At 61.9% G+C, this 24,895-nt stretch carries 21 protein-coding genes; 17 read left to right on the plus strand and 4 right to left on the minus strand.

Annotated elements, in window-relative coordinates:
- Nucleotides 1-20: 20 nt before the first annotated feature.
- From AC1DU8_RS15225 to AC1DU8_RS15240, 4 genes are all read right to left on the minus strand, one after another.
- A complete protein-coding gene (locus AC1DU8_RS15225) occupies nt 21-2,636 on the minus strand; it encodes a bifunctional aconitate hydratase 2/2-methylisocitrate dehydratase (protein ID WP_457279329.1) in 2,616 nt (871 codons plus the stop codon).
- An 83-nt stretch (nt 2,637-2,719) separates the two neighbouring features.
- The gene (locus tag AC1DU8_RS15230; RefSeq protein ID WP_457279330.1) at nt 2,720-3,346 is read right to left on the minus strand and encodes a hypothetical protein; all 627 of its coding nucleotides are present in this window, start codon (nt 3,344-3,346) and stop codon (nt 2,720-2,722) included.
- Between the two features lie 39 nt (nt 3,347-3,385).
- Nucleotides 3,386-4,384 (minus strand): HpcH/HpaI aldolase/citrate lyase family protein, encoded by a 999-nt coding sequence (locus AC1DU8_RS15235; RefSeq protein WP_457279331.1) that lies wholly within the window; start codon nt 4,382-4,384, stop codon nt 3,386-3,388.
- Nucleotides 4,385-4,472: 88 nt separating this feature from the next.
- Nucleotides 4,473-5,459, minus strand: a complete 987-nt coding sequence (locus tag AC1DU8_RS15240; RefSeq protein ID WP_457279332.1) for a malate dehydrogenase — start codon at nt 5,457-5,459, stop codon at nt 4,473-4,475.
- Nucleotides 5,460-5,703: 244 nt separating this feature from the next.
- On the opposite strand from AC1DU8_RS15240, the gene AC1DU8_RS15245 reads away from it, so the two are divergent.
- The 17 genes from AC1DU8_RS15245 to trpA all read left to right on the plus strand — a co-directional run bounded on the left by AC1DU8_RS15245 (nt 5,704) and on the right by trpA (nt 24,849).
- Complete coding sequence (locus AC1DU8_RS15245; protein WP_457279333.1) at nt 5,704-6,474, plus strand: GntR family transcriptional regulator; 771 nt, start codon at nt 5,704-5,706, stop codon at nt 6,472-6,474.
- Nucleotides 6,475-6,858: 384 nt separating this feature from the next.
- Nucleotides 6,859-7,305 (plus strand): succinate dehydrogenase, cytochrome b556 subunit, encoded by a 447-nt coding sequence (gene sdhC, locus AC1DU8_RS15250; protein WP_457279334.1) that lies wholly within the window; start codon nt 6,859-6,861, stop codon nt 7,303-7,305.
- 15 nt (nt 7,306-7,320) lie between these two features.
- Nucleotides 7,321-7,686 (plus strand): succinate dehydrogenase, hydrophobic membrane anchor protein, encoded by a 366-nt coding sequence (gene sdhD, locus AC1DU8_RS15255; protein WP_457279335.1) that lies wholly within the window; start codon nt 7,321-7,323, stop codon nt 7,684-7,686.
- Between the two features lie 53 nt (nt 7,687-7,739).
- On the plus strand, nt 7,740-9,533 hold the full coding sequence (gene sdhA, locus AC1DU8_RS15260; protein ID WP_477688769.1) for a succinate dehydrogenase flavoprotein subunit: 1,794 nt from the start codon (nt 7,740-7,742) through the stop codon (nt 9,531-9,533).
- Between the two features lie 55 nt (nt 9,534-9,588).
- Complete coding sequence (locus AC1DU8_RS15265) at nt 9,589-10,293, plus strand: succinate dehydrogenase iron-sulfur subunit (protein ID WP_122955671.1); 705 nt, start codon at nt 9,589-9,591, stop codon at nt 10,291-10,293.
- Between the two features lie 273 nt (nt 10,294-10,566).
- A complete protein-coding gene (locus AC1DU8_RS15270) occupies nt 10,567-10,896 on the plus strand; it encodes an FAD assembly factor SdhE (protein WP_457279337.1) in 330 nt (109 codons plus the stop codon).
- Between the two features lie 27 nt (nt 10,897-10,923).
- The gene (gltA, locus tag AC1DU8_RS15275) at nt 10,924-12,234 is read left to right on the plus strand and encodes a citrate synthase (RefSeq protein WP_457279338.1); all 1,311 of its coding nucleotides are present in this window, start codon (nt 10,924-10,926) and stop codon (nt 12,232-12,234) included.
- Nucleotides 12,235-12,531: 297 nt separating this feature from the next.
- Nucleotides 12,532-13,509, plus strand: coding sequence for a LysR family transcriptional regulator (locus AC1DU8_RS15280; RefSeq protein WP_477726940.1), 978 nt, complete (start codon nt 12,532-12,534; stop codon nt 13,507-13,509).
- A 46-nt stretch (nt 13,510-13,555) separates the two neighbouring features.
- The gene (leuC, locus tag AC1DU8_RS15285) at nt 13,556-14,977 is read left to right on the plus strand and encodes a 3-isopropylmalate dehydratase large subunit (RefSeq protein ID WP_457279340.1); all 1,422 of its coding nucleotides are present in this window, start codon (nt 13,556-13,558) and stop codon (nt 14,975-14,977) included.
- Between the two features lie 11 nt (nt 14,978-14,988).
- Nucleotides 14,989-15,639: a 3-isopropylmalate dehydratase small subunit gene (gene leuD, locus AC1DU8_RS15290; RefSeq protein ID WP_348048650.1), complete on the plus strand. Its 651-nt coding sequence runs from the start codon at nt 14,989-14,991 to the stop codon at nt 15,637-15,639.
- Nucleotides 15,640-15,707: 68 nt separating this feature from the next.
- The gene (gene leuB / locus AC1DU8_RS15295) at nt 15,708-16,778 is read left to right on the plus strand and encodes a 3-isopropylmalate dehydrogenase (RefSeq protein ID WP_477726941.1); all 1,071 of its coding nucleotides are present in this window, start codon (nt 15,708-15,710) and stop codon (nt 16,776-16,778) included.
- A 282-nt stretch (nt 16,779-17,060) separates the two neighbouring features.
- Complete coding sequence (gene asd, locus AC1DU8_RS15300; protein ID WP_457279344.1) at nt 17,061-18,200, plus strand: aspartate-semialdehyde dehydrogenase; 1,140 nt, start codon at nt 17,061-17,063, stop codon at nt 18,198-18,200.
- A 253-nt stretch (nt 18,201-18,453) separates the two neighbouring features.
- The gene (locus AC1DU8_RS15305) at nt 18,454-21,189 is read left to right on the plus strand and encodes a FimV/HubP family polar landmark protein (protein WP_477688768.1); all 2,736 of its coding nucleotides are present in this window, start codon (nt 18,454-18,456) and stop codon (nt 21,187-21,189) included.
- A 49-nt stretch (nt 21,190-21,238) separates the two neighbouring features.
- Complete coding sequence (gene truA, locus AC1DU8_RS15310; RefSeq protein WP_457279346.1) at nt 21,239-22,033, plus strand: tRNA pseudouridine(38-40) synthase TruA; 795 nt, start codon at nt 21,239-21,241, stop codon at nt 22,031-22,033.
- Entirely contained in the window at nt 22,030-22,755 is a 726-nt protein-coding gene (locus tag AC1DU8_RS15315; protein WP_457279347.1) for a phosphoribosylanthranilate isomerase, read from the plus strand. Before truA ends, AC1DU8_RS15315 begins: the two co-directional genes overlap by 4 nt.
- A complete protein-coding gene (gene trpB, locus AC1DU8_RS15320) occupies nt 22,733-24,034 on the plus strand; it encodes a tryptophan synthase subunit beta (RefSeq protein ID WP_477702456.1) in 1,302 nt (433 codons plus the stop codon). The genes AC1DU8_RS15315 and trpB overlap by 23 nt, the downstream gene beginning before the upstream one ends.
- Nucleotides 24,031-24,849: a tryptophan synthase subunit alpha gene (trpA, locus tag AC1DU8_RS15325; RefSeq protein WP_477702457.1), complete on the plus strand. Its 819-nt coding sequence runs from the start codon at nt 24,031-24,033 to the stop codon at nt 24,847-24,849. Before trpB ends, trpA begins: the two co-directional genes overlap by 4 nt.
- Nucleotides 24,850-24,895 lie beyond the last annotated feature (46 nt).

The raw sequence follows: 24,895 nt of genomic DNA on the forward strand, positions 1-24,895 counted from the left end.
GCCGACGGCAGGGTGCCCACTTAAGCGGCCACGCCGTCCTTCACCGTGTCAGCCATGTCGGTGTAGTCCTTGACCTGGTCGAAGTTGAGGTACTGATAGATCTTGTCGCTGGCAGCTGTCAGCACACCCATGTCGGCCATGTATTCGGCCTTGGTGGGGATGCGGCCCAGCTTGGAGCAGATCGCCGCCAGCTCGGCGGAACCGAGATAGACGTTGGAGTTTTTCCCGAGGCGGTTCGGGAAGTTGCGGGTGGAGGTGGAAAACACCGTCGCGCCCTCTTTCACCTGCGCCTGGTTTCCCATGCACAGGCTGCAACCCGGCATTTCCATGCGTGCGCCGGCAGATCCCAGCACGCCGTAGTGGCCTTCTTCGGTCAGCTGCTTGGCATCCATCTTGGTCGGCGGCGCCATCCACAGTTTGACGGGGATGTCGCGCTTGTTTTCGAGCAGCTTGGAAGCGGCGCGGAAATGGCCGATGTTGGTCATGCAGCTGCCGATAAAGACTTCGTCGATCTTGCTGCCGGCCACTTCGCTCAGCGTCTTCACGTCGTCAGGGTCGTTCGGGCAAGCCACGATAGGCTCATGAATGTCGGCCAGGTCGATCTCGATGACGGCAGCGTATTCGGCGTCCGCATCGCCCTTGAGCAATTGCGGGTCGGCCAGCCAGGCTTCCATGGCGGCGATGCGGCGCTTGATGGTGCGCACATCCGAGTAACCCGTGGCGATCATCCACTTCAGCATCGTGATGTTGCTGTTGATGTATTCGATGATGGGCTCCTTGTTCAGGTGCACCGTGCAACCGCCGGCAGAACGCTCGGCCGAGGCATCGCTCAATTCAAAAGCCTGCTCCACCTTGAGGTCGGGCAAGCCTTCGATTTCCAGGATGCGGCCCGAGAAGATGTTCTTCTTGCCTTGCTTGGCGACCGTCAGCAGACCGGCCTTGATGGCGTACAACGGGATTGCGTTGACCAGGTCGCGCAGCGTGATACCGGGCTGCATTTCGCCCTTGAAGCGCACCAGCACCGACTCAGGCATGTCCAGCGGCATGACGCCGGTGGCAGCACCGAAAGCCACCAGGCCTGAGCCCGCGGGGAAGCTGATGCCGATGGGAAAACGCGTGTGGCTGTCGCCGCCGGTGCCGACGGTGTCGGGCAGCAGCATGCGGTTGAGCCAGCTGTGGATGATGCCGTCGCCCGGACGCAGCGGGATGCCACCGCGGTCGCTCATGAACTCGGGCAGCTCGTGGTGCATCTTCACATCGACCGGCTTGGGATAAGCCGCCGTGTGGCAGAAGGACTGCATCACCAGGTCGGCGCTGAAACCCAGGCAAGCCAGGTCTTTCAATTCGTCGCGCGTCATCGGACCGGTGGTGTCCTGCGAGCCGACAGAAGTCATCTTGGGCTCGCAGTACGTGCCGGGGCGTACGCCCTGGCCTTCAGGCAAGCCGACCGCACGGCCAACCATTTTTTGTGCCAGCGTAAAGCCGCGGCCGTTGTCGGCCGGGTTCTGCGGCAAGCGGAACTGGGTAGACACGGGAAGGCCCAGCGCAAAACGCGCCTTGGCCGTGAGGCCGCGGCCGACGATCAGCGGAATGCGGCCGCCGGCGCGCACTTCGTCAAACAGCACGTCGCTCTTGAGTTTGAACTCGGCGATGACCTTGCCGTCTTTCAGCGCCTTGCCCTCATAGGGGCGCAGTTCGATCACATCGCCCATGGCCATCTGGCTCACGTCGAGTTCGATCGGCAACGCGCCCGAGTCTTCCATGGTGTTGTAAAAAATCGGCGCGATCTTGGAGCCGAGGCAGACACCGCCGAAACGCTTGTTCGGCACAAAGGGAATGTCTTCACCGGTGAACCACAACACCGAGTTAGTTGCGGACTTGCGCGAGGAGCCGGTACCGACCACGTCGCCCACATAGGCCACAAGGTTGCCCTTGGCTTTCAGCTCTTCAATGAACTTGACCGGGCCGCGCTTGCCGTCTTCTTCGGGCGTCACGCCGGGGCGGGCATTCTTGTGCATGGCCAGCGCGTGCAGCGGGATGTCAGGGCGGCTCCAGGCGTCGGGTGCGGGGGAGAGATCGTCGGTGTTGATTTCACCAGCCACCTTGAAAATGGTGAGCTTGATCGACTCTGGCACTTCCGGGCGGCTGGTGAACCACTCGGCATCGGCCCAGCTTTGCAGCACGGCCTTGGCGTATTTGTTGCCCTTGCCGGCCTTTTCCTGCACATCGTGGAACTGGTCGAACATCAGCAATGTGTGCTTCAGGCCGTTGGCCGCTTGCGTGGCGACGCTGTCTTCAGCGTCGTCGAGCAGCTCGACCATGGGGCTGATGTTGTAGCCGCCCAGCATGGTGCCCAGCAACTGCGTTGCTTTCTCACGGGAGATCAGCGAGCACTTTTCGGTGCCGTGCGCCACGGCAGCAAGATAGCTGGCCTTGACCTTGGCGGCCGCATCAACCCCGGCCGGCACGCGGTGCGTGATCAGCTCCACCAGAAAGGCCTCTTCGCCCTTGGGTGGGTTCTTCAGCAGCTCAATGACCTCACCGGTCTGCTGGGCCGACAGCGGCAGCGGGGGAATACCCAGCGCGGCGCGCTCGGCCACATGGTTGCGGTAGGTTTGTATGAACTCGGGCATCATGGTTTTCTTCTCCTGTACTCAAAATTTGCACGGTCGATGCGCGTGCGGTCGCGGTCTGTGTCTGTATTGGGCTTTATCGGGCTTTATGGGGCTTTGGCCGGGGCAGTTTCTGGCTGAGCAGAACCCGTGCCAGCCTGAGCTGGCGCAGCTTTGGCGGCAGGCAAGGCCTCCAGAATGCTGGTCGGGGGGTTCTTCTTCATGTCATCGGCAAAAGTCACCTGCGCCGGGCTCATGCACTCGTCAGCCAGGCGCTGGCCCATTTTCTGGCTCATCAGCATCGACTTGTTGCCCAACTGGAGCCACATGGCGCCTGCACGGCCGTCTTCCAGGCGGATGGCACCGGTGCGGCTTCCGACCGGGTGCATGCGAAAACGCATCTTGCCCGTCTGCACCAGGAAGAAGCCCGGGCGTTTTTCATTCGGCGTGATGGTGACGGAGGCACCCAGTTCGCAGGGAATCGTGCCAATGTAAACCCGCTTGGCGAGCTCCAGGTCTTCAGGGGTCAAGGTGACAGACGGGTCATCGTCAATGGGCGTCCTTTCTTCCACCACCTTGGCGGCAGAGCGCCTGATCGGTGCACGCTTGGCGGCCTGGGCAGGCTGGTCAGCTGCGGCTGCAGCCTTGGGTGCGGCGGCTTTAGGGGCCGCCGTCTGGGCCAGCAACAGGGCCGGGGCGGCCAGCATCAAGGCAGAGAGAGCGAAATGTTTCATGGGGGGTCCTTTGGAACGGTCAACAGTCAATCGGAAAAATCAGTGAAGCGGCGCAGAAAAATATGCCTGCGCCTCGTGCGGTAAGACACGGCCGGTCTGGTGCGCGCGCTCCAGAACCTGCCAGAAGTAGCGGTAGCTCGCGCGGTCGTGCAGCTTGCCTTCAAAACTGATGGGGGCCCAGTCTGAGCTTGCGGCAGCAGCTATTATTTTTGTAGCACTTTCAATCTCGCCCTCGGTGGGCGCAAAAGCCGCCAGGATAGGCCGGATCTGGTTGGGGTGGATGCTCCACATGCGGGTGTAGCCCAGTTCACGGGCGGCATGGCGTGCGGCGGAAGTCATGGCCTCAGTGTCATTGAACTCTGTGACAACACAATGCGACGGCACTTTGCCGTGGGCATGGCAAGCCGACGCGATTTCGAGCTTGGCGCGCATCACCAGCGGATGCGTGAACTGGCCGCGGCTGCTCATGCCGTCGGCGGGAATCGCACCGCCATGCGCCGAGACAAAATCCATCAGGCCAAAACTCAACGACTGCACGCGCGGATGAGCAGCAATGTCGAAAGCGTTTCGCACCGCGAGTGGAGACTCGATCAGCACGTGCAGCGGCAGGCCACCGGCCGATGCTGCGAGCAGAGCCTGCTCGGCCCTGACCACATCGGCAACCGATTCCACCTTGGGAACCATGATGTGTGAGAGATGGCGGGACAGCTTCCCGGCAATGACAGCCATGTCGGCATCAAAGGCGGGGTGGTCCACCGAATGGATGCGCACCGCGACGCGGGCCTTGTCGCTGGCCAGGGCCGCCAGCGCCACGACCATCGCGGCATGGTCGGCTTCGCCGCCCACGGGTGCGCCGTCTTCGCAATCCAGCGTCACGTCAAACACGCAGGCGCCGAACTCCTCGATCATCTCGGCCTGCAATTGCAGGCTTTTGCGCATGCGGGCTTCAACACCGCTGTAGTGATCACAAACCGGAAGAAACCCGGCTTGTGCCTGGGCACCCAACAGAACGTCGCGCGGATGTTGGCGAGCCCCCACGCTTGTCACTTCGTGTACTACGCTGCCCCCCGAGGGGGCCGTGCTTGCTTGGGGCGGCCCTGCGCGGCGCACATCGCTCATTAATTGCTCAGAGCAGGTGCTTGACGCCGTCTTGCTCACCCTTAAGCTCGTCCAGGGTCTTGGTAATGCGTTCCTGGCTGAAAGCGTCGATTTCCAGGCCTTCGACCAGTTTGTATTCGCCGTTTTCGCAGGTCACGGGGAAACCGAACATGACGTCTTTCGGAATGCCGTACTGGCCGTCCGAAGGGATACCCATGGTGACCCACTTGCCGTTGGTGCCCAGGGCCCAGTCGCGCATGTGGTCGATGGCGGCATTGGCGGCCGATGCGGCCGAGGACAGGCCGCGCGCTTCAATGATGGCGGCGCCGCGCTTGCCGACGGTAGGCAGGAACACGTTGGCGTTCCATTCCTGGTCGTTGATCATCTTGGCGACGCTTTCGCCCTTGATGGTGGCAAAACGGTAATCGGCGTACATCGTGGGCGAGTGGTTGCCCCAGACGGTGAGTTTTTCAATGTCGGCCACGGCCTTGCCGGTCTTGGCTGCGATCTGGCTGGCGGCGCGGTTGTGGTCCAGGCGCAGCATGGCGGTGAAGTTCTTGCGCGGCAGGTCAGGGGCGCTCTTCATGGCAATGTAGGCATTGGTGTTGGCGGGGTTGCCAACCACCAGCACCTTGACGTTGCGGCTGGCGACGGCGTTGAGCGCCTTGCCCTGCGCCGTGAAGATGGCGCCGTTAACGGCCAACAGCTCGGCACGTTCCATGCCGGGGCCGCGTGGGCGCGAACCGACCAGCAGCGCGTAGTCGGCATCCTTGAAGGCGGTCATCGGGTCGCTGTGGGCTTCCATGCCGACCAGCAGCGGGAACGCGCAGTCGTCGAGTTCCATCATCACGCCCTTGAGCGCTTTTTGCGGGCCTTCAACGGGCACTTCGAGCAATTGAAGAATGACGGGCTGGTCCTTGCCGAGCATTTCGCCGGAAGCAATGCGGAACAACAATGCGTAACCGATTTGGCCTGCTGCACCGGTGACTGCAACGCGGACGGGTTTTTTGCTCATGATGGGAGGACTCCAGGAAGTTGAAAATCGGTTGAGATGAGGGATGTGGTGTGAGATGTCTGGCGCGACCCTGGAATATCTGGAAGTGATTACTGACGGGTCTTATGCTTTTACCCGTCAAAATCACCGCAAAACGGCAGGCCGCGCGCTGGCTCAGCCAAAGATTTTACGCTTGAAAAGCAGCGGGCGTCAATTTGTCTTATGTCTTATATAAGATATGATACGGCCAGCCAGAATCCAACCCATGACCGCCATTCCCGCCCTACCCGCCGATGACTTTCCAGGTGCCACGCCGGCGTTCAGTCCGCTGTACCAGCAGATCAAGGCCCTGATCCTGCAAAGCCTGCAATCAGGCGAATGGAAACCGGGCGAAGCCATCCCTTCCGAGATGGACCTGGCAGCGCGCTACCGCGTCAGCCAGGGCACGGTGCGTAAGGCCATCGACGAGCTGGCCACCGACAACCTGGTGGTCCGCCGCCAGGGCAAGGGCACCTTTGTCGCCACCCACGCCGAGCAACATGTCCAGTTCCGCTTTCTCAAGCTGGTCCCCGACAGCGGCACGCCGGGCAGCGAAGGCCCGGCCCAACGCGACATCATCGACTGCCGGCGCGTGCGCGCCAGCGCCGAGATTGCACGCACGCTGGCCTTGCGCACCGGGGACGCCGTGCTGCAGGCCCGACGCGTGCTGAGCTTTGCCGGCACACCCACCATTCTTGAAGACATCTGGCTTCCTGCCGCACCCTTCAAGGGCCTGACAGCCGAGCGGCTGGCCGACTACCACGGCCCCATGTATGCGTTGTTTGAGACCGAATTCAACGTGCGGATGGTTCGCGCCGAAGAAAAAATACGCGCTGAAGCAGCCACTGACGGGCGCGAGCTGCTATTAAAAGTAGAGCACGGAGCACCGCTTTTGAGCGTGGAGCGCATCGCCTACACCTACAACGATGCCCCCATGGAGCTGCGCCGCGGCTACTACCGCACCGACACACATCACTATCACAACACACTGAACTGAACAGCGGCAGCAGGCTCAAGGGCAACAGAAAACCCTGCCAGGCTAACCTGCCGCAGCATGGCCGCGAGAGCCCGCCGGTGCAACCCATAACGACATGACTGACGATGAAAACCCTTCAAGCCATGACACCAACGAGGCGTCAGCAGCGATATATGCGCGCCGCTGAATTGCCGTCCGGATGGGGTGATTTGTAATCGTCATGTCAGTTACGACGACCTTCGCGCAGCAATTGCGAACTGTTGCGCAGCCAAACGCACTTTTCCCGACAAAAATTTCCGGCCATCACCCGAAGCAGCCGGGATTGTTGCTGCATTGCAATAGAATTTCGGGTTGAGCCGCTTTGGCAGTTACAAAGCCGTTACTCAAAAACACAGAAAGCCAAGTATGTCCGAATCAGCGACAACCGTAGCGAAGAAGCGGCCCGAGTTCCGCAACATCAACGCCCTGACCGATCTCCCCTCCTATCGCCTCCCCCTCGCAGGCATTGTCTCCATCCTTCACCGTATCAGCGGGTTCATCATGTTTTTGCTGATGCCCTTCATCATCTGGATGTTCGACACTTCGATCTCCTCTGAAATCTCGTTCGAGAAATTCAAGGGGGCCTTCAATGTTGGCATGCTGGGCCTTCCCGGCATCATCTGGAAACTGGTGGCGCTGGCCCTGATCTGGGCTTACCTGCACCATTTCATCGCCGGCCTGCGCCACTTGTGGATGGACGTGAGCCACGCCGCCGTCAGCAAGGAATTCGGCAAATCATCCGCCCTCTTCACACTGGCTGTGAGCATAGGCATCTCAATCGTGCTGGCACTCAAGCTCTTCGGCGCGTACTAATCAAGGAGCACAAAAATGGCAGTTAACTACGGCTCCAAGCGCATCGTTGTCGGTGCCCACTATGGTTTGCGCGACTGGCTCGCGCAGCGCATCACGGCCGCGCTGATGGCCCTCTTCACCGTGCTGGTCCTGGCCCAGGTCATCTTCAGCAAAGGCCCCATCGGCTACGACAAATGGGCCGGCATTTTCTCGTCCCAATGGATGAAGACGCTGACGTTTGTGGTCATCGTTGCCCTGCTGTTGCACGTGTGGGTCGGCATGCGCGACATCTGGATGGACTACGTCAAACCAGCCTCCATCAAGCTGGTTCTGAATGTTTTCACGATTGTCTGGCTGGTGGCCTGCGCCGGCTGGGGCATCCAGGTCCTGTGGCGCCTTTAAGCCCTCGCTGACCCCACAGACCCGACAAGAAGACCGACACCCCCACAAAAATCATGACAGCAACATCCAAACTCCCCAAGCGCAAATTTGACGTCGTCATCGTCGGTGCCGGCGGCTCCGGCATGCGCGCATCGCTGCAGCTGGCACGCGCCGGCCTCAACGTGGCCGTGCTTTCCAAAGTGTTCCCCACCCGCTCGCACACCGTTGCAGCCCAGGGCGGCATCGGCGCATCGCTCGGCAACATGAGCGAAGACAACTGGCACTACCACTTCTATGACACCGTCAAGGGCTCCGACTGGCTCGGCGACCAGGATGCCATTGAATACATGTGCCGCGAAGCTCCCAAGGTCGTGTACGACCTCGAGCACATGGGCATGCCTTTCGACCGCAACCCCGACGGCACGATTTACCAGCGCCCCTTCGGCGGCCACACCGCCAACTACGGCGAAAAGCCCGTGCAGCGCGCCTGCGCCGCAGCCGACCGCACCGGCCACGCCATGCTGCACACGCTGTACCAGCAAAACGTCAAGGAAAAAACCAGCTTTTTCGTCGAGTGGATGGCGCTGGACCTGATTCGCGATTCGGCTGGTGATGTCGTGGGCGTGACCGCCCTCGAAATGGAAACCGGCGATGTTCATATCTTTGAAGCCAAGACCACGCTGCTGGCCACCGGCGGCGCAGGGCGCATTTTTGCCGCATCAACCAACGCCTTCATCAACACCGGCGACGGCCTGGGCATGGCGGCGCGCGCCGGCATCCCGCTCGAGGACATGGAGTTCTGGCAATTTCACCCCACCGGCGTGGCCGGCGCCGGCGTGCTGCTGACCGAAGGCTGCCGCGGCGAAGGCGCAATTCTGCGCAACAGCAACGGCGAGCGTTTCATGGAGCGTTATGCGCCCACGCTGAAAGACCTGGCGCCGCGCGACTTCGTCTCGCGCTCCATGGACCAGGAAATCAAGGAAGGCCGCGGCTGCGGCCCCAACAAGGACTACATCCTGCTGGACATGACCCACCTGGGCGTGGACGCCATCATGAAGCGCCTGCCTTCGGTGTTCGAGATCGGCCACAACTTCGCCAACGTCGATATCACCAAGGAACCGATTCCCGTGGTGCCCACCATCCACTACCAGATGGGCGGCATCCCGACCAACATCCATGGCCAGGTTGTCACGCAGGACGCCAGCAACCAGAGCCAGGTGGTCAACGGCCTGTACGCGGTGGGCGAATGCTCCTGTGTCAGCGTTCACGGCGCCAACCGCCTGGGCACCAACTCGCTGCTCGACCTGCTGGTGTTCGGCAAGGCCGCCGGCAATCACATCGTCGAGTTCGCCAAGACAACCACGCACAAGCCGCTGCCGGCGGATGCCGCCGACAAGACCCTGGCCCGCATCGCGCGCCTGGACAACGCGACCGACGGCGAATACGCGCAAGACGTGGCCAACGACCTGCGCGCCGCCATGCAGCAGCATGCCGGCGTGTTCCGCACACAGGCCATCATGAACGAAGGCGTGACGAAAATCGCCGCGCTGCGTGCCCGCGTCAACAGCATCGGCCTCAAGGACAAGTCGAAGATTTTCAACACCGCGCGCATCGAAGCGCTGGAAGTGGAAAACCTGATCGAAGCAGCGCAGGCCACCATCGTGTCCGCTGCCGCCCGCCAGGAAAGCCGCGGCGCGCACTCTGTCGACGACTACGGCGACACCCCCGCGCACCCGAACGGCCGCAACGACACCGACTGGCACAAACACACGCTCTGGTACAGCGAAGGCAGCCGCCTGGCTTACAAGCCGGTGCAGATGAAACCGCTCACGGTCGATTCGGTCCCGCTCAAGACGCGTACTTTCTGAAGACGTTGCCCTTACTGCTCTGACGCCCTGCGACCCCACAAGAAGCGAGAACCCCATGACCAAACGTACCTTCAAGATCTACCGCTACGACCCGGACACCGATGCCAAGCCCTACATGCAGACCATCGAGGTGGAGCTCGACGGCCACGAGCGCATGCTGCTGGACGCGTTGATGAAGCTGAAGGCGCAGGACCCGACCATCAGCTTTCGCCGCTCTTGCCGCGAAGGCGTATGCGGCTCCGACGCCATGAACATCAACGGCAAGAACGGCCTGGCGTGCCTGACCAACATGCGCACGCTGCCCGAGGTCATCATCCTCAAGCCGCTGCCCGGCCTGCCCGTGGTGCGCGACCTGATCGTCGACATGACGCAGTTCTTCAAGCAGTACAACTCGATCAAGCCCTACCTGATCAACGACAACGTGCCGCCCGAAAAAGAGCGCCTGCAGAGTCCCGAAGAGCGGGACGAGCTGAACGGCCTCTATGAGTGCATTTTGTGCGCCAGCTGCTCCACCTCCTGCCCCAGCTTCTGGTGGAACCCCGACAAGTTCGTCGGCCCGGCCGGCCTGCTGCAGGCCTACCGCTTCATCGCCGACAGCCGCGACGAAGCCACCGCCGAGCGCCTGGACAACCTGGAAGACCCGTACCGCCTGTTCCGCTGCCACACCATCATGAACTGCGTCGACGTCTGCCCCAAGGGCCTGAACCCGACCAAGGCGATTGGCAAGATCAAGGAAATGATGGTCCTCAGGACAGTTTGAAAATATGGCCCCCACGCTCGTCACTTCGTGTACTTCGCTGCCCCCCGAGGGGGCGCGTTTCGCCTTGGGGCGGCCCGGCGGCGTGACCATGGCCCCCACGCTCGTCACTTCGTGTACTTCGCTGCCCCCCGAGGGGGCGCGTTTCGCCTTGGGGCGGCCCGGCGGCGTGACCATGGCCCCCACGCTCGTCACTTCGTGTACTTCGCTGCCCCCCGAGGGGGCGCGTTTCGCCTTGGGGCGGCCCGGCGGCGAAACCTCCACGGTCTGAACGATATGGAAACCGCCGACGCCCTGCTGGACGAGCGAGCCCTGAGCAAGCTCAAGTGGCGTTGCCGGCGCGGCCTGCTGGAAAACGATTTGCTGATTGAGCGCTTCTTTTTGGCGCACGAAGCGACGCTAACCGTCAGGCAGGCTAAAGGGTTAAATGATTTAATGGATTTGTCCGACAACGATTTGCTGGACCTGCTGTTAAAACGAAAAGTTGCCAGCCAGCTGCCCGATGAAGCGGCCAAGGCAAGCGCCTCTACTTCTGAAGCCCATGAAGTTTTAAAGTTGCTGCAGCCTGCAGCGCCGGCCCCTGATTACGCGTCCGTCCTCCATTGACACTGATACGAAAGAAAGAAGCACGAAATGAAGCTAGCTGACAACAAAGCCACCCTGTCCTTCAGCAACGGCAGCCCCAGCATCGAGTTGCCGGTCTACCAGGGCAGCGTTGGTCCGGACGTCGTTGATATCCGCAAGCTGTATGCCCAGACCGGCATGTTCACCTATGACCCCGGTTTCCTGTCGACCGCTGCCTGCCAGTCGGCCATCACTTACATCGACGGCGACAAGGGCGAGCTGCTGTACCGCGGCTACCCCATCGAGCAGTTGGCCACCAACTGCGATTACATGGAAACCTGCAACCTGCTGCTGTACGGAGAGCTGCCCAATACCGAGCAGAAAATAGACTTCGTCAGCCGCGTGACCAACCACACCATGGTCAACGAACAGATGCAGTTTTTCCTGCGCGGTTTCCGCCGTGACGCGCACCCGATGGCCATCATGACCGGCCTGGTCGGCGCCCTGTCGGCCTTCTACCATGACAGCACCGACATCACCAATCCCGAGCACCGCGATATCTCCGCCATCCGCCTGATCGCCAAGATGCCGACGCTGGTCGCCATGGCTTACAAGTACACCGTGGGCCAGCCCTACATGTACCCCAAGAACAACCTGAGCTATGCCGGCAACTTCCTGCACATGATGTTCGCCACGCCGTGCGAAGAGTACAAGGTCAACCCGGTGCTCGAACGCGCGCTGGACCGCATCTTCATCCTGCACGCAGACCATGAGCAGAACGCCTCGACCTCCACGGTGCGCCTGTGCGGTTCGTCCGGCACCAACCCGTTTGCAGCGATTGCTGCCGGCGTGGCTTGCCTCTGGGGCCCGGCACACGGCGGCGCCAACGAAGCGGCACTCAACATGCTGGGCGACATCCAGAAAGCCGGCGGCATCGAGAAAATCGGTGACTTCATCAAGCAGGTCAAGGACAAAAACTCCGGCGTCAAGCTGATGGGTTTTGGCCACCGCGTCTACAAGAACTACGACCCGCGCGCCAAGCTGATGCAGGAAACCTGCAAGGAAGTGCTCAAGGAAATGGGCCTGGAAAACGACCCGCTGTTCAAGCTCGCCATGGCGCTGGAAAAGATTGCCCTGGAAGACGAATACTTCGTGTCGCGCAAGCTCTACCCCAACGTCGACTTCTACTCCGGCATCGTGCAGCGCGCCATCGGCATCCCGGTGCCGCTGTTCACGGCCATCTTCGCGCTGGCCCGCACCGTCGGCTGGATCGCCCAGCTCAACGAAATGATCGGCGACCCCGAGTACAAGATCGGCCGTCCACGCCAGTTGTTCACCGGCTCCACGACCCGTCAGGTGTTGCCGCTGGCCAAGCGCTAAGCCACCTCGCGTTGACACAGAGCCCGCCCGTGGCAACATCGGCGGGCTTTTTCATGCCCTCAGGCTTTGTCGCACAACACGGGAGCGGCAAGGGCATCCTCATTCGCTATACTTTTGATAGCTGCTTGCGCTTATTGTTATTGGGCTAAAGCCTTAAAGTATCTGAAATTTCGGGGATTTGGGCTGAAAACGCCTATCGGCAAGCAGGGCATCGTGTTTTGCGATGGCAAAACACCAAGCGCAGTAGCAAAATAGCGCCTACCCATCGTTCAGCACGATGACACCGCGCCCATGCCCATGAAAAGCTCCGAACGCAACTTTGCCCGCCGCATTGACCTGACCTCGCTTCAGCTCTTTGTGGCCGTGTGCGAGCTCGGCAGCATCGGCAAGGCGGCTGAGCGCGAATTCATTGCCGCCTCGGCCGTGAGCAAACGCCTCTCCGACCTCGAAATCACGCTGGACACGCCGCTGCTGTACCGCCACACCCGCGGTGTTGACCTGACGCCCGCCGGCGAAAGCCTGCTCCACCATGCGCGCTCGGTGCTGTTCAGCCTGGAGAAGATGCAGAGCGAGCTCAGCGAATACGCCGACGGCGTGCGCGGCCATGTGCGCGTGCACGCCAGCATCTCGGCCATCGTGCAGTTTTTGCCGGAAGACCTGGGCGCGTTCACCCGCGAGCATTCGGGCATCAAGATCGACCTGGAAGAGCATCTGAGCACCGAGGTGGTCCGCGCGGTGCAGGAAGGCGCGGCCGACCTGGGCATCTGCAATACTGCCGACGGCGCGGGTGACCTGCAGGTACTGCCCTACCGCACCGATAAATTAGTGTTGATTGTGCCCAGAGGCCACGCCCTGTTTGCGCAAGGCGCTATCAAATTTGAAGCAGCACTGGACTACGACCAGGTCGGCCTGCACTCCAACAGCTCGATTTACCTGGCCATGCGCGAGGCGGCCGCCCGGCTGGGCCGCACCATCAAGCTGCGCATCCACGTCACCGGCCTGGACGCCATGTGCCGCATGATCCACAACGGCCTGGGCGTGGGCGTGATGCCGCAGCGCGCCTTTGAGCTCATGCATGGTGTCGGCGAGCTGGAGTCCATCCCGCTGCTGGACGCCTGGGCCGAGCGCCAGATCCAGCTGGTGGCGCGTGACTTTTCCACCCTGCCCCTGACGGCGCGGCTGCTGGTGGAGCACCTCACACAGCCCGCCGAACCGCACGCCAATGCAGCCCGACCCGCCCAAACCGCAGCCATGGCTGCGAGTACAGCGGCCTAAAATCACCCTCACGACAGACGATAACGAGAGACCACGAAGGAAACCCATGGGACGCACCCTCTACGACAAAATCTGGGACGAGCACGTCGTTCATACCGAAGACGACGGCACGGCCATCCTCTACATCGACCGCCACCTGGTGCACGAAGTCACCAGCCCGCAGGCCTTTGAAGGCCTGCGCGAGGCCGGCCGCAAGGTCTGGCGCATCAGCTCCATCGTCGCCACGGCCGACCACAACACGCCGACCACCGGCTGGGAACTGGGCTACGACGGCATCACCGACCTGGTGAGCAAGGAACAGATCACCACGCTGGACAGCAACATCAAGGAATTCGGCGCGGCCGCCTTCTTCCCCTTCCTCTCCAAGCGCCAGGGCATCGTGCATGTCATCGGCCCCGAAAGCGGCGCCACGCTGCCCGGCATGACGGTGGTCTGCGGCGACTCGCACACCTCCACGCACGGCGCTTTCGGCGCGCTGGCGCACGGCATCGGTACCAGCGAGGTCGAGCACGTGATGGCGACGCAAACCCTGCTGGCCAAAAAAGCCAAAAATATGCTCGTGAAGGTTGAAGGCAAGCTCGCCCCCGGCCTGACGGGCAAGGACATCGTGCTGGCCATCATCGGCAAGATCGGCACGGCAGGCGGCACGGGTTACACCATTGAATTCGCCGGATCGGCGATTCGTGCGCTCAGCATGGAAGGCCGCATGACGGTCTGCAACATGGCAATTGAAGCCGGCGCCCGCGCCGGCCTGGTGGCGGTCGACCAGAAAACCATTGATTACGTCAAAGGCCGCTTGCTCTCGCCCACCGGCGTCGAATGGGATATGGCCGCCAAATACTGGAACACGCTGCACTCGGATGCTGACGCGAAGTTCGACGCCGTCGTCGAGCTCGACGCCAGCCAGATCCTGCCGCAAGTCACCTGGGGCACTTCGCCCGAAATGGTGCTGTCGATTGACGACCGCGTGCCCGACCCCGACAAGGAAAAAGACGCCAACAAGCGCGATGCCATCGAACGCGCGTTGAAGTACATGGGCCTGGAGCCCGGCAAGGCGCTGAACGACCTGTACATCGACAAGGTGTTCATCGGTTCCTGCACCAACAGCCGCATCGAGGACATGCGCGAGGCAGCCGCCGTCATCAAGAAGATCGGCCAGAAGGTTGCCAAGAACGTCAAGCTCGCGCTGGTGGTACCGGGCTCCGGCCTGGTCAAGGAACAGGCCGAGCGCGAAGGCCTGGACAAGATTTTTGTGGCCGCCGGCTTTGAATGGCGCGAACCAGGCTGCTCGATGTGCCTGGCCATGAACGCCGACCGGCTGGAGCCGGGCGAGCGTTGCGCATCGACATCCAACCGCAACTTCGAAGGCCGGCAAGGCGCTGGCGGGCGTACGCATTTGGTCAGCCCGGCCATGGCCGCGGCGGCGGCAGTGCACGGTCACTTCGTTGACATCAGAAAATTCTCTTAAAGAGCCGCACCATGCAGAAATTCACTGTACACAAGGGCCTCGTCGCCCCGATGGACCGCGAGAACGTCGACACCGACGCCATCATCCCCAAGCAGTTCCTCAAGTCCATCCGCAAGACCGGCTTCGGCCCCAACCTGTTTGACGAATGGCGCTACCTGGACGCGGGCTTCCCCGGCCAGGATCCAACCACGCGCAAGCCCAACCCCGACTTCGTGCTGAACCAGCCGCGCTACGCAGGCGCCTCCATTCTGCTGGCGCGCAAGAACTTCGGTTGCGGCTCCTCGCGTGAACATGCGCCCTGGGCGCTGGACCAATACGGCTTTCGCGCGATCATCGCACCCAGCTATGCCGACATCTTCTTCAACAACAGCTTCAAGAACGGCCTGCTGCCCATCGTGCTGCCCGAGGCACAGGTGGCCCAGCTGTTCGACGAAGCGCTGGCCTTCCCCGGCTACCAGCTCACCGTTGACCTGGAGCGCCAGGTGATCGTCAAGCCGCAGGGCGAAGAGCTGCCTTTCGACGTGCAGGCTTTCCGCAAGTACTGCCTGCTCAACGGCCTGGACGACATTGGCCTGACCTTGCGCCAGAGCGACAAGATCAAGGCCTTTGAAGCCGAGCGCCTGGCAACCAAACCGTGGCTGAACCACACGGTGGCGGGCTAAATTAACAACCAAATCGCGCTCTAGACCAATAGGGACGGGCGCAAGAAGCTATAAAAAAGATAGTAAAAATGAAAATCGCAATTCTCCCAGGTGACGGTATCGGCACTGAAATCGTCGCGGAAGCCGTCAAGGTATTGAAGGCGCTCGATCTGAAATTTGAGACCGAAAGCGCGCTGGTCGGCGGCGCCGCCTATGAGGCCCACGGCCATCCGTTGCCCGAAAGCACGCTCAAACTGGCCAAGGAAGCCGACGCCGTGCTGTTCGGCGCTGTGGGTGACTGGAAATATGACACGCTGGACCGGCCGCTGCGGCCCGAGCAGGCCATCCTGGGCCTGCGTAAAAACCTCGGCCTGTTTGCCAACTTCCGCCCGGCAATTTGTTATGCCCAGCTGGTGGATGCTTCCAGCCTCAAGCGCGAGCTGGTGTCGGGCCTGGACATCCTCATCATCCGCGAGCTGACCGGCGACATCTACTTCGGCCAGCCGCGCGGCCGCCGCATCTCACCCGACGGGCATTTCCCCGGCTCGGAAGAAGCCTTTGACACCATGCGCTATTCGCGCCCCGAGATCGAACGCATCGCCCACGTCGCCTTCCAGGCAGCCCGCAAACGTGACAAGCGCGTCACCAGCGTCGACAAGGCCAATGTGCTGGAGACCTTCCAGCTCTGGAAAGACGTGGTCACCGAAGTCGGCAAGCAGTATCCCGACGTCGCGCTGGACCACATGTATGTCGACAACGCCGCCATGCAGCTGGTGAAGGCACCGAAGAAGTTCGACGTGGTCGTCACCGGCAACATGTTCGGCGACATCCTGTCTGATGCCGCCGCCATGCTCACCGGCTCCATCGGCATGCTGCCTTCGGCCAGTCTGAACGACAAAAACCAGGGCCTGTACGAACCCAGCCACGGCAGCGCACCCGACATCGCCGGCAAGGGGGTGGCCAATCCGCTGGCCACCATCCTGAGCGCGGCCATGATGCTGCGCTTCAGCCTGAACCAGCCCGAGGCCGCCGCCCGCATCGAAAAAGCCGTGGACGCCGTGCTGAGCCAGGGCCTGCGCACGCCTGACATCTATAGCGAAGGCACGACGAAGGTCGGCACGGTGGAGATGGGCAACGCAGTCGTAAAAGCGCTGACCTGACGTTTTTTTACCGCAAATCGCCTCAAACCAAGGGTAAAAAACGGGTTTGAGGCGGCTGTCAGCCCCGATAAAGCCAAGCCTGGCTACAATTAACACCATGCGCAAAAACCCCGCACTCACCCGCTTTATCGCCGCTACGCGCGCGATCGGCGCTGCGCCGGTTTTTGCCCAGATCACCAAAACGACCACCATTAAAGGCTAGCAAGCCTGGTTCGTCGTGCCCTGCCGGCTCGATGAGCCGGGCCAAAAAGCCTTATTTTTGACTTTTTGAAGGGCAACGCAATGAAACTCAAAGGCAATCTCACGGGACTCGTCGGCTGGCGCGGCATGGTCGGCTCCGTCCTGATCGACCGCATGCAGGCTGAAGGCGACTTCGACCTGATCGAGCCGGTTTTCTTCTCGACCTCGAACGCCGGCGGCAAAGCCCCGGCCCAGGCCAAAAACGAAACTACCCTGAAGAACGCCTTTGACATTGAAGCGTTGAAGAAGTGCGACATCATCATCACGGCACAGGGCGGCGACTACACCACTGAAGTCTTCCCCAAGCTGCGCGCCGCCGGCTGGACAGGCCACTGGATTGACGCGGCCTCCACGCTGCGCATGAACGACGATGCCATCATCATCCTGGATCCGGTTAACCTCCCGGTCATCCAGAACGCCATGGCCAAGGGCGGCAAGAACTGGATTGGCGGCAACTGCACGGTGAGCTGCATGCTGATGGGCGTGGGTGCGCTGTACAAGGCCGGCCTCGTCGAATGGATGACCAGCATGACCTACCAGGCGGCGTCCGGCGGCGGCGCCCAGCACATGCGCGAGCTGCTGACGCAATATGGCACGCTCAATAGCGAAGTCCGCGCCTTGCTGGACGATCCCAAATCAGCCATCCTGGAAATCGACCGCCGCGTGCTGGCCAAACAGCAATCACTGAATAGCGATGAGACGGCCAATTTCGGCGTGCCGCTGGGTGGCTCGCTGATCCCCTGGATCGACAAGGACCTGGGTAACGGCATGAGCAAGGAAGAATGGAAGGGCGGCGCGGAAACCAACAAGATCCTGGGCCAGGGCGCTGGCTTCGGCACGGCTGAAACGCCGGTCGACGGCTTCTGCGTGCGCATAGGCGCGATGCGCTGCCACAGTCAGGCCCTGACCTTCAAGCTGAAGAAGGACGTTCCGCTGGCCGATATCGAGGCCATGATCGCTGCCGACAACGAATGGGTCAAAGTTGTGCCCAACACGCGTGAGGCCTCGATCAAGGACCTCACACCAGTCGCCGTGACGGGCACCATGCAGATTCCGGTGGGTCGCCTGCGCAAACTGGCCATGGGCCCCGACTACCTCGGTGCCTTCACCGTGGGCGATCAGTTGCTCTGGGGTGCGGCCGAACCGCTGCGCCGCATGCTCCGTATACTGCTTCAGGGGTGAATAATTCGGGGTAAGCGGTTGCCAACATGCGGCCGCTCATCCGTAACCACTTGTTTCCGTGCGTTGTCGTCTGACAACATCCTGAACATGTAAGTTGATGCTAACTCGATGTGTCAAAACTTAAGTGGTGTCTTAGCTTGTCAGCCTAATGCCTTGATGTTAAGGTTGTTTTTCGAAAATTCGCATCGAGGTTTTTGTGCGCTTAAGCAGAATAAAGTTACATGCAGACCGAGCACTGGAGGCTCCCAACCCCATGAATAAACGCGGTCGTTGGCGTATTGGCGCCCTGGCGAGTGCCATTGCATTGCTGGGCAGCCTGGCAAGTCTTGAAGCCCATGCGCTCGCGCTGGGCCGGATCACCGTTCAATCGGCACTGGGTGAACCCCTTCGCGCCGAAATCGAGATCACGGACCTCAAGCCCGATGAAGCAGCCAGCCTTCGGGCCGGTGTTGCACCGGCAGAAGCCTTCAGGGCAGCAGGCATGGAATACGGCACGGTGGTCACCGGCGTCGAAGTCAGCCTGCAACGTCGGACGGACGGACGGGCTTTCCTTCGATTGAGCAGCAACCGCCCCGTTACCGAGCCTTTCGTGGACCTCATCCTGGAGGCCAATTGGTCGAACGGGCGAATTACACGCGACTACACCATGCTGTTTGACCCGCCGGCCCTGCGGTCCGGCAGTAGCGGCACAGCAGTTGCGCCAACTGCACCTGTGCTGTCACGCCCCGGTTCGCCCAATGCCGCGCCGCCCTCCAAAGGCATCGCGTCCATCCCCTATTCCCCGTCAGGCCCCGGCTCCAGTGCCACCAGGCCCGCCCCCGTAGCCAAGGCACCTGCGGCAAAGGCGGAAAAAGCCCCTGCTGGCGACACGCAGGTCACCGTCAAATCCGGTGACACCGCAGGCAAAATCGCTGCCCAGAACAAGCCGTCCAGCATTTCACTGGACCAGATGCTGGTCGCCTTGCTCCGAAGCAACCCGGATGCCTTCATCGGCGGCAACGTCAACCGCATCAAGTCCGGCGCCGTGCTGGACATTCCGACCGCGGAATCGGCCGGTGCTGTCTCCCCCGGCGAAGCTACCCAGACCATCGTCGCGCAAAGCAAGGACTTCAACACTTTCCGCCGAAAACTCGCAGAAGGCGTGCCGGCGGCACAGGTAGCCGGTGCCGACCGCCAGGCCGGCGGCAAGGTGGAGGCCAAGGTGGAAGACCGGGCGCCTGCCAGCACCACCCCCGACAAGCTCACCCTGTCCAAGGGAGCCGTCAAGGGCAAGGCAGCGACAGCCGCCGAAGAAAAGATTGCCAAGGAACGGCAAGCCAAAGAAGCCTCGACACGGGTTGCGGAGCTGTCCAAAAATATTAACGAGCTCAACAAACTCGGAAGCGGTCCGGCAGCGGCACCCGCAGCCAGCGCGGCCAAAACGCCAGGTGTGGCTGTTCCAGCCCCGTCCAGCGTCACGGTGCCCGCGGCGGCTCCGGCAGCTTCGGCGCCTTCCATCGCCGCATCATCGGCAACCTCCGCCAAAGCAGCCGCTACAACCACACAGGCGGCCAGCGCAGCAGCAGTTGCCGGCACGACGCCTGCGGTTGCCATGGCACCCGCCTCTGCGGCCTCAGCGACGGCCGCAAGCGCCGAGCCGCTTGTAGCGGCTTCACAACCAGCCCCCGCGGCCAGTGAGCCCGCTGCTCCGGTCGCAGCCGCTCCAGTAGTGCCCAAAAAGCCGGTCGTTGCGCCACCGCCGCCGCCGCCTGAACCCAGCCTGCTCGACGAACTGATGGAGAACCCCCTGGTATTGCCGGGCGTAGGCCTTCTGGTCGCGTTGCTCGCCGGATTCGGCTTTTACCGGTACCGCCAGCGCGCAGGCGGGGCCCAGGTTGACAGCTCTTTCCTTGAAAGCAGGTTGCAGCCCGATTCTTTTTTCGGCGCCAGCGGCGGCCAAAGAATTGACACGAATGAAGGCAACGCCACGGGCTCGTCCCTGGTGTATTCGCCCAGTCAATTGGACGCCGCTGGCGACGTAGACCCCGTAGCCGAAGCCGACGTGTACCTGGCATATGGACGCGACCTGCAAGCTGAGGAAATCCTCAAGGAGGCGATGCGCACCAGCCCCATGCGCGTGGCAATTCACGCCAAGCTGATGGAAATCTATGCCAAACGCCGCGACAGCAAGGCATTTGAGACCGTCGCCATCGAAGCCTTCAACCTGACCCACGGCAATGGCCCGGAATGGGCGTACATCACCGAGATGGGCCGAGAGCTCGACCCTTCGAACCCGATGTACCAGCCTGGCGGACAGCCCGCCGGCACAGCCTCTGCCGCCGGGACATCGGCGTTCAGCCCGGGCGGTACCGTGGCCATGGTGGCTCAACCGGTCAATGTCCCTGCGCCAACCCCGGCCGTGGACGTTGATCTTGACCTGGATTTCTCACTCGGTGATGAGCCTGATACAGCCACAACCCCTGCGGCAATATCGGCACCCGTTGCACCAAAACCAGTTGCCCCGCCCGTTACCAAGAAACCGGAACCCGCCGCCCTGAACATGGATTTCAGCAGCGCAACGGTTGCCATGCCTGCGGCCAAGCCACCGGCACCTGCTGCGGCCAAACCCGCCGAAGCGGCACCCGAGATTTCCTTTCTGTCCGAAGGCCTGAATTTTGAACCCGAGCCGTTCGTCCCGCCAGCCAAACCGGTTCCGCCGGTCAAGGCCGCTCCGGCTCCGGCCCCGGCAGTAGCCGACAGCGGCATGCTGGAATTCGACCTGGGCGCGCTTTCACTTGACCTGAATGGCCCAACAACGGAGAGTCCCGCTCCTGAGTTTGAAGTATCTTCTTCGTCGGATGACCCGCTTGAAACCAAGTTCATGCTGGCCGAAGAGTTCCGCTCACTGGGTGACACCGACGGTGCCCGCTCGCTGGCCGAAGAAGTGCTAGCAGAAGCCAGCGGCCCGTTGAAAGTCAAGGCGCAGGCGTTCCTGAACGCCTTGGCGTGAGCGCAGCCTGAACGCACCGCGTTCACTGCGCACCGGCCGGGGTTCAACCGTGAGGATTGCCCTCGGCGTCAGCTACAGCGGAAGTGCCTACGAGGGCTGGCAAAGCCAGCTCTCGGGCAATACCGTGCAGGACAAGCTGGAGCTGGCCTTGGCCAAGTTTGCCGCCCAGCCGATTCGTACCCTCTGCTGCGGGCGCACCGACGCTGGCGTGCATGCGCTGATGCAGGTCGTGCACTTTGACACGCCCCTGCAGCGCGATATCGCCTCATGGGTGCGCGGCACCAACACCTTTTTGCCCGGTGACATCGCGGTGCAATGGGCGCGTGAGGTCCCCGATGAATTCCATTGCCGCGGCAGCGCCATCGCACGCAGGTACGCCTACGTGGTGCTGGAATCGCCGGTACGGCCCAGCGTGGAGGCTGGGCGTGTCGGCTGGGTTTACCGGCCTCTGGACGGCGCTGCGATGCGACAGGCCGTCACGCACCTCATTGGCGAGCACGATTTCAGCTCTTTCCGGGCCGCGCAGTGCCAGGCCAAGTCCCCCGTCAAAACGATCAGCCGGATCGACATCTCCGAGCGTGCCGGTACGGGCTCCAAATACTGGCGCTTCGAGTTCGAGGCCAACGCCTTTTTGCACCACATGATTCGCAACATCATGGGCTGCCTGGTGGCTGTCGGCCAAGGCAACTACCCGCCAGGCTGGCTGGCCGAGGTAAGGGATGCGCGCAGCCGCGACGCCGCCGCGCCCACTTTTTCACCCGATGGGTTGTACTTCTTGGGACCGGTTTATGAAGACCACTATGGCCTCCCAAGTCGCACAGCGGCCTATGATTGGCTTCCATGACGCCCGCCACCCGCACCCGAATCAAGATCTGCGGCCTCACCCGCGAGGAAGACGTGGACGCGGCCGTGGCTGCCGGAGCCGATGCAATCGGGTTTGTAATGTACGAGGCCAGCCCGCGCTATGTGACAGCCGAACGCGCCGCCGAACTGGCTCGCCGCCTGCCTCCTTTCGTGACGCCGGTGCTGCTTTTCGTCAATGCTCCCGCTATAAAAATCATAGCTGCTTGCGCAGGCCTACCAACGGCTTTACTGCAATTTCACGGTGACGAAACACCGGAAACCTGCCTGGAAGCCGGGCGCCCGTTCATGCGTGCCGCACGCATTCCACTTGGTGAAAAAACCACTGAAAGCACGCCTGGAACCTCCGGCGGCTTTGATCTCGTAAAATACGCACAAGACTTCAAGGCCGCACAAGCCATCCTGCTCGACGCTCATGTCGAAGGTTATGGTGGCGGCGGGAAAACATTCAATTGGTCACTTCTTCCTCCAAACGTCAGCGCTCACCTCGTTTTGTCTGGTGGATTGACGCCTGCAAACGTGATCGATGGCATTTTGCAAGTCAGGCCGCGTTGCACAACGCTGGCCGTTGATGTCAGTTCGGGCGTCGAGATTTCCAAGGGAATCAAAAGCGCCGACAAGATCAACCAGTTTGTCGCGGCCGTTCGTGCCGCCGACGAGCTACTTGCAAAGAGTCTTAACCATGTACGAGTACCACCAGCCTGACGTTTCAGGCCATTTCGGAATTTACGGCGGCAGTTTTGTTTCTGAAACACTGACCCACGCCATCAATGAGCTGAAAGACGCTTACGCCAAATACCAGCACGACCCGGAGTTCCTCGCCGAATTCCACTCCGAGCTGGCGCATTTTGTAGGTCGCCCTTCCCCGATCTACCATGCCGCACGCATGAGCCGTGAGCAGGGCGGCGCGCAGATTTACCTCAAGCGCGAAGACCTCAACCACACCGGCGCGCACAAGATCAACAACACCATAGGCCAGGCCATGCTGGCGCGCCGCATGGGCAAGCCGCGCGTCATCGCCGAAACCGGCGCCGGCCAGCACGGTGTGGCCACGGCCACCATCTGCGCCCGCTACGGCCTGGAATGCGTGGTCTACATGGGCAGCGAAGATGTCAAGCGCCAAAGCCCCAATGTCTACCGCATGAACCTCCTGGGCGCCACCGTGGTGCCGGTCGAAAGCGGCAGCAAGACGCTGAAAGACGCGCTCAACGAAGCCATGCGCGACTGGGTCGCCAACGTCGACAACACCTTCTACATCATCGGCACGGTGGCGGGGCCCCACCCCTACCCCATGATGGTCCGCGACTTCCAGAGCGTGATCGGCACCGAATGCCTGCAGCAGATGCCGGAGTTCATTGGCACGAAGCAACCCGACGCGGTGATTGCCTGTGTGGGCGGCGGCAGCAACGCCATGGGCATCTTCCACCCCTATATCCAACATGCCGAAACCCGCTTGATCGGCGTCGAGGCCGCAGGTGAAGGCCTGGACAGCGGCAAGCACTCGGCGTCGCTGCAGCGCGGCCTGCCCGGCGTGCTGCACGGCAACCGCACCTATGTGCTGCAAAACGACGACGGCCAGGTCACCGAAACGCACAGCATCAGCGCGGGCCTCGACTACCCCGGCGTCGGCCCCGAGCACGCCTTCCTCAAGGACATCGGCCGTGCTGAATACGTCGGCATCACCGACACCGAAGCGCTGCAAGCCTTTCACTATCTGTGCCGCACTGAAGGCATCATCCCGGCGCTTGAATCCAGCCATGCCGTGGCCTGCGCCATGAAGATGGCGCGCACCATGCGCTCTGACCAAAGCCTGCTCGTCAACCTGTCTGGCCGCGGCGACAAGGACATCGGCACCGTAGCCGACCTTTCCGGCGCGGAGTTTTACGACCGGCCTTCGATGCGCGGCCTCTCCGTCAAGGGCGGCGCGGCCTCGGCAGCGTCGTTCGACGCCAGCGACGCCAAGGGAAGCGGGGTGCAGTCATGAGCCGCATTGCAGCCACCTTCTCCACGCTGAAAAACCAGGGCCGCAAGGCCTTGATTCCGTACGTCACGGCGGGTTTTCCGTTTGCCGACGTCACCCCCGAGCTGATGCACAGCATGGTGGCCGGCGGCGCCGACGTGATCGAGCTGGGCGTGCCCTTTTCCGACCCCAGCGCCGATGGCCCCGTGATTCAGAAAGCCGGTGAAAAGGCCTTGTCCCTGGGCATCGGCCTGGCACAGGTGCTGGAGATGGTGCGCCAATTCCGCACCAAAGACAGCGCCACCCCCGTCGTTTTGATGGGCTACGCCAACCCTGTCGAGCGCTACGACATCAAGCACGGCGGCAGCAAAACCGAAAGTGCGTTCATCCGCGACGCCGCACAAGCTGGCGTGGATGGCGTGCTCATCGTCGACTACCCGCCTGAAGAGTGCGTGGAGTTTGCCGCCCGGCTGCGCGCCCACGGCATGGACCTGATCTTTCTGCTGGCCCCCACCAGCACCGACGCACGCATGGCCCAGGTGGCGCAAGTCGCCAGCGGCTATGTCTACTACGTCTCGCTCAAGGGCGTGACGGGCGCCGGCACCCTGGACGTGGACGCGGTGGAGGCCATGCTGCCGCGCATCCGCAAGCATGTGAACGTGCCCGTCGGCGTGGGCTTCGGTATTCGCGACGCCGCCACTGCCAAGGCCATCGGCAAGGTGGCCGACGCAGTGGTGATCGGCAGCAAGATCATCCAGCTGATTGAAAACCAGCCGCGCGACAAGGTGGCAGCGGTGGCGCATGACTTTTTGAAAGAAATCCGTACTGCTTTAGGCTGACTTTTCATGCTGCTTTTGCCGGGCAAAACATCGGAAAAACCGGCGC

The organism is Polaromonas sp. P3_A5 (genome assembly GCF_056403055.1).

Bases quoted from the DNA above. Each gene is read 5' to 3' on its own strand.
- AC1DU8_RS15265 (WP_122955671.1), top strand. From the start codon at position 9,589: ATGACCAAACGTACCTTCAAGATCTACCGCTACGACCCGGACACCGAT.
- leuC (WP_457279340.1), top strand. From the start codon at position 13,556: ATGGGACGCACCCTCTACGACAAAATCTGGGACGAGCACGTCGTTCAT.
- sdhC (WP_457279334.1), top strand. From the start codon at position 6,859: ATGTCCGAATCAGCGACAACCGTAGCGAAGAAGCGGCCCGAGTTCCGC.
- asd (WP_457279344.1), top strand. From the start codon at position 17,061: ATGAAACTCAAAGGCAATCTCACGGGACTCGTCGGCTGGCGCGGCATG.
- AC1DU8_RS15305 (WP_477688768.1), top strand. From the start codon at position 18,454: ATGAATAAACGCGGTCGTTGGCGTATTGGCGCCCTGGCGAGTGCCATT.
- AC1DU8_RS15245 (WP_457279333.1), top strand. From the start codon at position 5,704: ATGACCGCCATTCCCGCCCTACCCGCCGATGACTTTCCAGGTGCCACG.
- AC1DU8_RS15240 (WP_457279332.1), bottom strand. From the start codon at position 5,459: ATGAGCAAAAAACCCGTCCGCGTTGCAGTCACCGGTGCAGCAGGCCAA.
- AC1DU8_RS15230 (WP_457279330.1), bottom strand. From the start codon at position 3,346: ATGAAACATTTCGCTCTCTCTGCCTTGATGCTGGCCGCCCCGGCCCTG.
- sdhA (WP_477688769.1), top strand. From the start codon at position 7,740: ATGACAGCAACATCCAAACTCCCCAAGCGCAAATTTGACGTCGTCATC.
- AC1DU8_RS15270 (WP_457279337.1), top strand. From the start codon at position 10,567: ATGGAAACCGCCGACGCCCTGCTGGACGAGCGAGCCCTGAGCAAGCTC.
- leuB (WP_477726941.1), top strand. From the start codon at position 15,708: ATGAAAATCGCAATTCTCCCAGGTGACGGTATCGGCACTGAAATCGTC.
- AC1DU8_RS15315 (WP_457279347.1), top strand. From the start codon at position 22,030: ATGACGCCCGCCACCCGCACCCGAATCAAGATCTGCGGCCTCACCCGC.
- trpA (WP_477702457.1), top strand. From the start codon at position 24,031: ATGAGCCGCATTGCAGCCACCTTCTCCACGCTGAAAAACCAGGGCCGC.
- leuD (WP_348048650.1), top strand. From the start codon at position 14,989: ATGCAGAAATTCACTGTACACAAGGGCCTCGTCGCCCCGATGGACCGC.
- AC1DU8_RS15280 (WP_477726940.1), top strand. From the start codon at position 12,532: ATGAAAAGCTCCGAACGCAACTTTGCCCGCCGCATTGACCTGACCTCG.
- gltA (WP_457279338.1), top strand. From the start codon at position 10,924: ATGAAGCTAGCTGACAACAAAGCCACCCTGTCCTTCAGCAACGGCAGC.
- trpB (WP_477702456.1), top strand. From the start codon at position 22,733: ATGTACGAGTACCACCAGCCTGACGTTTCAGGCCATTTCGGAATTTAC.
- AC1DU8_RS15225 (WP_457279329.1), bottom strand. From the start codon at position 2,636: ATGATGCCCGAGTTCATACAAACCTACCGCAACCATGTGGCCGAGCGC.
- sdhD (WP_457279335.1), top strand. From the start codon at position 7,321: ATGGCAGTTAACTACGGCTCCAAGCGCATCGTTGTCGGTGCCCACTAT.